Origin of the sequence: Hydrotalea sp., assembly GCA_030054115.1 — a bacterium.
Taxonomy (GTDB): Bacteria; Pseudomonadota; Alphaproteobacteria; order JASGCL01; family JASGCL01; genus JASGCL01.
The window spans coordinates 32,501-38,170 of the sequence record JASGCL010000014.1; the positions used below are offsets into that span (position 1 = coordinate 32,501).

At 51.4% G+C, this 5,670-nt stretch carries 5 protein-coding genes (1 of these 5 running past the window's edge); all 5 read left to right on the forward strand.

The features are described from left to right. Positions 1-102, forward strand: the end of a protein-coding gene (locus tag QM529_04185) for a hypothetical protein (GenBank protein MDI9313856.1). Its footprint begins 1,128 nt before the window's first position; only the last 102 of its 1,230 coding nucleotides appear in the window; the start codon falls outside the window, past its left edge; the stop codon is at positions 100-102. Between the two features lie 215 nt (positions 103-317). Continuing rightward, on the forward strand, positions 318-1,529 hold the full coding sequence (locus QM529_04190; protein MDI9313857.1) for a hypothetical protein: 1,212 nt from the start codon (positions 318-320) through the stop codon (positions 1,527-1,529). Positions 1,530-1,737: 208 nt separating this feature from the next. Beyond that, the gene (locus QM529_04195) at positions 1,738-2,943 is read left to right on the forward strand and encodes a hypothetical protein (protein MDI9313858.1); all 1,206 of its coding nucleotides are present in this window, start codon (positions 1,738-1,740) and stop codon (positions 2,941-2,943) included. A gap of 205 nt (positions 2,944-3,148) precedes the next feature. Then, positions 3,149-4,321 carry a hypothetical protein gene (locus QM529_04200; protein ID MDI9313859.1) on the forward strand — a complete coding sequence of 391 codons (1,173 nt, stop codon included), beginning with the start codon at positions 3,149-3,151 and terminating at the stop codon, positions 4,319-4,321. Positions 4,322-4,480: 159 nt separating this feature from the next. Further along, entirely contained in the window at positions 4,481-5,389 is a 909-nt protein-coding gene (locus QM529_04205; protein ID MDI9313860.1) for a hypothetical protein, read from the forward strand. The last annotated feature ends 281 nt before the right edge of the window (positions 5,390-5,670 follow it).

Below are 5,670 nucleotides of genomic sequence, written 5' to 3' on the forward strand. Positions count from 1 at the left end.
GCAAGCGATGACTTGCCATTCGGGTTAGAGGGCGAGAACAACCGCAAGAATAAATTCTTCTGGTATGGCGCAATAACCCTGGCCGGACAATACAAGTTCTAATCGTTTAATCATCGATTAAAAAATAGGTTTTCTATTTATTGAAAAAAACCTGTCGGCAGAAATGCCGGCAGGTTTTTTTTTACCCGTAATTAACAATTATTTGTCCATGGCGGCCAAGTCTTGGCCAGCGATTCGCGTTTAAACTAAATGGACAGCAGGTGGTGACAAGGGCGCGCTACTTTTTAATATATCTATCAATTACAAAATAAATTTTTATGCAGAAAAGATTCGCACCATTGTTATTGACTTTGGCAATTATCGGCATGGGGTTATCTGGCGCGGCGCAAGGCCAAACTGCCCCCGAAACTAACCCTAATAACCCTGACGCCACACCGCCGGCAACCACGCCTGCCAAGCAACCTAATAAACAGGCTGACAAAAAAACCGCCGATAGGCCAACCTCGAAAGATGGTTTTTACCTCGCGCCCGAACAATTTGGTGTGTTTTTCATTGATAAAGCATTCACCCGTGGTTTAGGTAAAAGAAAAGTTAGCATGGGATTGGCTTGGGCATTAGGTTACAAAATAAAAAACTTCATTATCGATGTTAATGTTGATTACCAAGCATTCAGCCTTAAAGGTGCGACCAGTGAGGTAACGAGCGAGAACGGGTCGCAGTGGTTCACCGCCAATATGGCCGGCAATGCATTTTTGCAAGGTTACAACACCGCCATCCAACAAGGCAAAAGCAACAATGAAGCCGTCACCGCCGGTGGGGACGCGGCCCTCAAGCTTTTCGCCGAAACGCCAAGCGTGGGCGAAAAGGTAGTATCAGCTATCGATGAACAGCGCGCCCTCATCACCAATGCACAAGAGGCAACAACCATCGGCCTGCGTAACGCGCGGCGCGGCGGTTACAGCGCCTATCACCCCGATAGCGCAGATGATATCGTCCCCGGCATCTCCACCGTTACCACCGACATAAACAGCCGCGAGGCCTTCTTCCCCGTTACGCTAGGGGTAAGATATGCCTTCGCCATTGCGCCAAAAAATATGTTCAGCCTCTCCCCCGGCCTTGCCGCGGGTGTTTGGATTCACACGGTGCGGCGTAACCTTAGCACAACAATTTATCACAACTACACGGGCGTATCCATATCGCAATCATCAACCGATAAAGCAACGCAGGTGCGCGCGGTTATCGTCCCCAGTTTATCGCTTGATTACAACCCCTGGCCCAGCATGAACATCAGCCTGGTCGGTAAATTTTACCTCGTGCCAAATGGTTACAGCGATAATTACAGCGCGGCGCAACAGGCGGCGCAGGCCATCGCCGCGACCAACAAAAGCGGTTACAGAATGAGCGACGCGCAAGACAATGCCTATTTGGACAATAATACTTTACCGCTGGGGTTGAGCCCCGCCCGCAACGCGACCAACAAATTCCTGTGGTATGGCGGGGTTAATCTGGTCGTTCAATATATTTTTTAAGCATCCATGCCCTCACAGCGTTAGCGATAGGGCAAATTTATGCCCTCAAGCAGCGTTAGCGATAGGGCAAATTTATATGACCAATTTATGGCTGTCGTCGCCAAGCCATGGGCCAGCATGCGTGTTTTAATACGCGATGCAATGGCGGGGGTCTTGGCACTTGCAATAAATTATTTTTACCAACCCCATTCTTTTGACAGCAATTTTCATGCACAAAAAATATAAATATTTATTATTGGCCTCCGCAATTATTGGCATGGCCTCACTCGGCACGGCGCGGGCGCAAACCACCGCGCCAAATACAAAAGACGGGTTTTATATAACCCCCAATGCCGAACTTATCTTTATCGATAAAAACTTTACCCGTGGTTTAAGCAATAAGCCAATAGTCGGCGGCGGCGGCGGCTTGGCCTTGGGTTACAAAATCAAAAACCTATCCATCGATTTTAATATCGATTACCAAGCCTTCAGCACCAAGGGGATGACCGATGGGGCTACATCGCCCGATGGCACGCGCTGGCTAAATGGTGACATTGCCGGCGATGCTTTTTTGCAGGGTTACAACACCGCCATCCAGCAGGGCAAAAGCAACGATGATGCGATTAACGCCGGCGAGGAGGCGGTTGCCGCATCTTTCCCCAACAACCCAGGGCCACACAGCTTGGCCGAAATGAAGGAGGCGCAAGAAGAGCGGGTCGGAACCAACCTTAAAAGTGCTTACACCCACAACCTGCCGGAAATGGTTATTTCCAGTATAGAGGAACAACGCGCCATGATAGAAAATGGCCAAGACGCGGCAACGGTCGGGGTGCGTAACGCGCGGCGCGGCGCGGTCACCCAACGCGACCGCCGTAAATACCAAGATGTCGCACTTGTCGATATCACCACCGGCGTAAGCACCAACATAACCAACCATGAATCCTTTATCCCCGTCACCTTAGGGCTGAAATATGCCTTCGCCATTGCACCAAAAAACATGTTCAGTATCACCCCGGGCCTTGCCGCGGGTGTTTGGATTCACACGGTGCGGCGCGCGCTCAACACGACCTTTACCCCGGTTTATGGCGCGACGCCCTTTGCCCAATCCTCGACCGATAATGTAACCCAAGTGCGCGGTGTTATTGTCCCCAGTTTATCGCTGGATTATAACCCCCTGCCCGATTTAACCGTCAGCCTGGCCGGAAAATTTTACCTCGTGCCAAATGGCTACAGCGATAATTACAGCGCGGTGCAACAGGCGACGCAGGCCATCGCCGCCACGACCGACAAAAGCGGTTACAGAATGAGCGACCCGCAAGACAATGCCTATTTCGACAATAATACCCTACCGCTGGGGTTGGATTCCGCGCGCAACGCGACCAACAAATTCATGTGGTATGGCGGGCTTAATCTAGCTGTTCAATATATTTTTTAAGCCTATATGCCATCAAGCAGCGTTAGCAATAGGGCAAGTTTATGCCCTCAAACATAGAAGCGATAGGGCGATTTATGGCTTTTTCTGTCAAGCAACGAACAATAAATTCCGCCTAAAATTTTTAATGTAGCGTGAAGACGCTACAAAACTTTTTAACAACCGGCGACCCCCACCCGCCAATTATTTTTTTTAGGAGAATTCCCATATGCGTAAAACATGTAAACAATTATTATTGGCCTCGGCAATTATCGGCATTTCATTGGCCGGCACGGCCCAGGCACAAACCGGCAATGGCGCTACGCCAACGCCGACAACATCGGTCGAAAAACCTGCAAAAAAACACGTTGCTGAGCCCGATGCAAAAGACGGATTTTATTTGGCACCAAACGCCGAGGTTATTTTCGTTAACAAAAATTTTACGCGCGGCCTATCAACCCTTGGGGTTGGCGGCGGCGGCGGTTTGTCCTTGGGTTATAAAATCAAAAACTTCCTCATCGATTTCGCTGTCGATTATCAATCCTGGGGTAACGATGGCACATTCGCCCAAACAACCACCGCCGACGGCCGGCAATGGTTAAGGGCGTTGCGCGCCGGGCAGGCCTTCCTTGATGGTTACAACAACCCCGACCCAGCACTGGTCAAGGTTCTGGGCGAGAGCAATGCGCGATTTAATTCCGGCCGACAAAGCGTTGTTACCAATTTTGCCGTTGGCACGCCCGATGATGCCGCCAGCGACTCCCAGGTCAGCAACAACGCCAATGGCGCGCTCCAGGCACAAAAGGATAGCATCAACAGCATAGCCGATGCCATGACGAAGGGCGTCAGCGCGGCACGCTATGGCGCCTATAACACGGAGGGACCACCAACCGGCGCCGAGATTACCACCACGATAAAAAGCAAGGAAGGGTTTATCCCCATTACCCTGGGCTTGAAATATTCAATCGCCCTGGCGCCAAAAAATATCATCAGCCTGACACCGGGCCTGGCCGGCGGCGTGTGGCTTCACACCATCGATCGCACCATCACCATGACGACCACCGGCACCACCCCTTGGACAACAACCGACAAGGCAACCGAAACCCGTGGCGTGATAGTGCCCAGCTTATCGCTGGATTACAACCCATTGCCCAATTTGAGCGTTAGCCTGGCCGGTAAATTTTACATCGTGCCCGGCGGTTACAGCGATAATTACAGCGCCAGCCAACGCAACGTGGCCGCCGCAAACACGGCAAACGACCCGGGCACAGCGGTCAGCGTCAGCACCGACCCACGGTTTGACAATAATTCCTTACCGCTCGGCCTGTCCCCCACCCACAATGCGGTTAAAAAATCATTTTGGTATGGCGGCTTGAACCTTGGGGTGCAATATGTTTTCTAGACAGCTCCTAGGTCATACCATGTAAAACCACAACCGGCGATTGGCTGGCATTGTTAAGCGCGGGTGCCGCGCGCGGTGCTACAAACCCCGCGAGATAATGAATTGGGGTAGCCTGTTCGTCTCACCATAACCTTGTAAACAAATCAAGTTAGGAACATCATGAAAAATATCACAGCAAAATCCATTCACCAATCGATAACCGCCGCCGCAACCATCGGTGCTTTGCTTGGCATGGCGCATAGTAACCTGGCGCATGCCGCCACAGAATCAGTAATATCGACGGCGACTGACAAAGCCCCAGCCAAAACAACCACCTATTTGCCCGCATCAAAAGACGGGTTTTATATCGGCGCCAGCGCGCAGGTGTTTCTTGTCGACCCAAAATACACCAAGGGGGCATCGGTCATCGGTGTCGGGGTTGGCGACGGGGTTGGTATAAACCTTGGCTATCGGATTCAAAATTTTCTTATCGACCTGGCGGCCGATTATCAATTTTACGGCGGCAAGGGTAGCGTCAGCCAGCAATATGCCACCACGGGCAATGGCGCGTTGGTAAGAACATTCTTCCCCGAGGCCGCCAACACCAGTTACATCACCAACGTCAACAATCAAGAAACATTCGCCCCCATTACCTTGGGGTTGAAATACGCCATTCCGGTTATGGCAAACGGCCTGTTAAGCATTACCCCGGGCATTGCGGCCGGCGTGTGGTTGCATGATGTCAAACGCGATATAAGTTTTTCCGATAGTCAAGGTGGCGAGCTTGCGACAAAAATTAATAAGCTCGGCCGGGGCCTAGGCCAATTTATTCCAACCAGCGATAACACCGGCCAAACCCGCGCCGTGATTATCCCCAGCTTGGCGGTGGATTACAGCCCAGCAAAAAATATAACCTTGAGTGTTACTGGGAAGTTTTACATCGTGCCCGGTGGTTACAGCGATAATTATAACAAGGCCAACCAAAAGGCGTCGGCCGAAGGCGTCGGCACCTTCACCACCGATTACAACGCTGTCGACAAATTATTTTGGTATGGCGGCATCGACCTGGCGGCGCGATATACGTTCTAGGTCGTTTTTTGGGTTGTGGCGCATCGTCGTTGGCTATAGCCAACGAATGACCGAGGTTGTTTAAGCGGGTGGCTGGCATTGTCAATCTCTAATCTCCTCTCTCATATTAGGATGTTGGGAATATCATGAAAAACATAACAGCAAAAACCCCTTGCCGCGCAATAACCGCCTTGGCAATCGCCGGCGCGTTGTTTGTCGCCTATCATAACCCAGCCCGCGCCGCGCCAACCGCCGCCGAGGGCGGTGCCGATACCTTCGCCATCAATTACACCGAGGTTAAC

Coding starts and splice junctions, on each gene's coding strand:
- QM529_04190 (MDI9313857.1), top strand. CDS start 318: ATGCAGAAAAGATTCGCACCATTGTTATTGACTTTGGCAATTATCGGC.
- QM529_04200 (MDI9313859.1), top strand. CDS start 3,149: ATGCGTAAAACATGTAAACAATTATTATTGGCCTCGGCAATTATCGGC.
- QM529_04195 (MDI9313858.1), top strand. CDS start 1,738: ATGCACAAAAAATATAAATATTTATTATTGGCCTCCGCAATTATTGGC.
- QM529_04205 (MDI9313860.1), top strand. CDS start 4,481: ATGAAAAATATCACAGCAAAATCCATTCACCAATCGATAACCGCCGCC.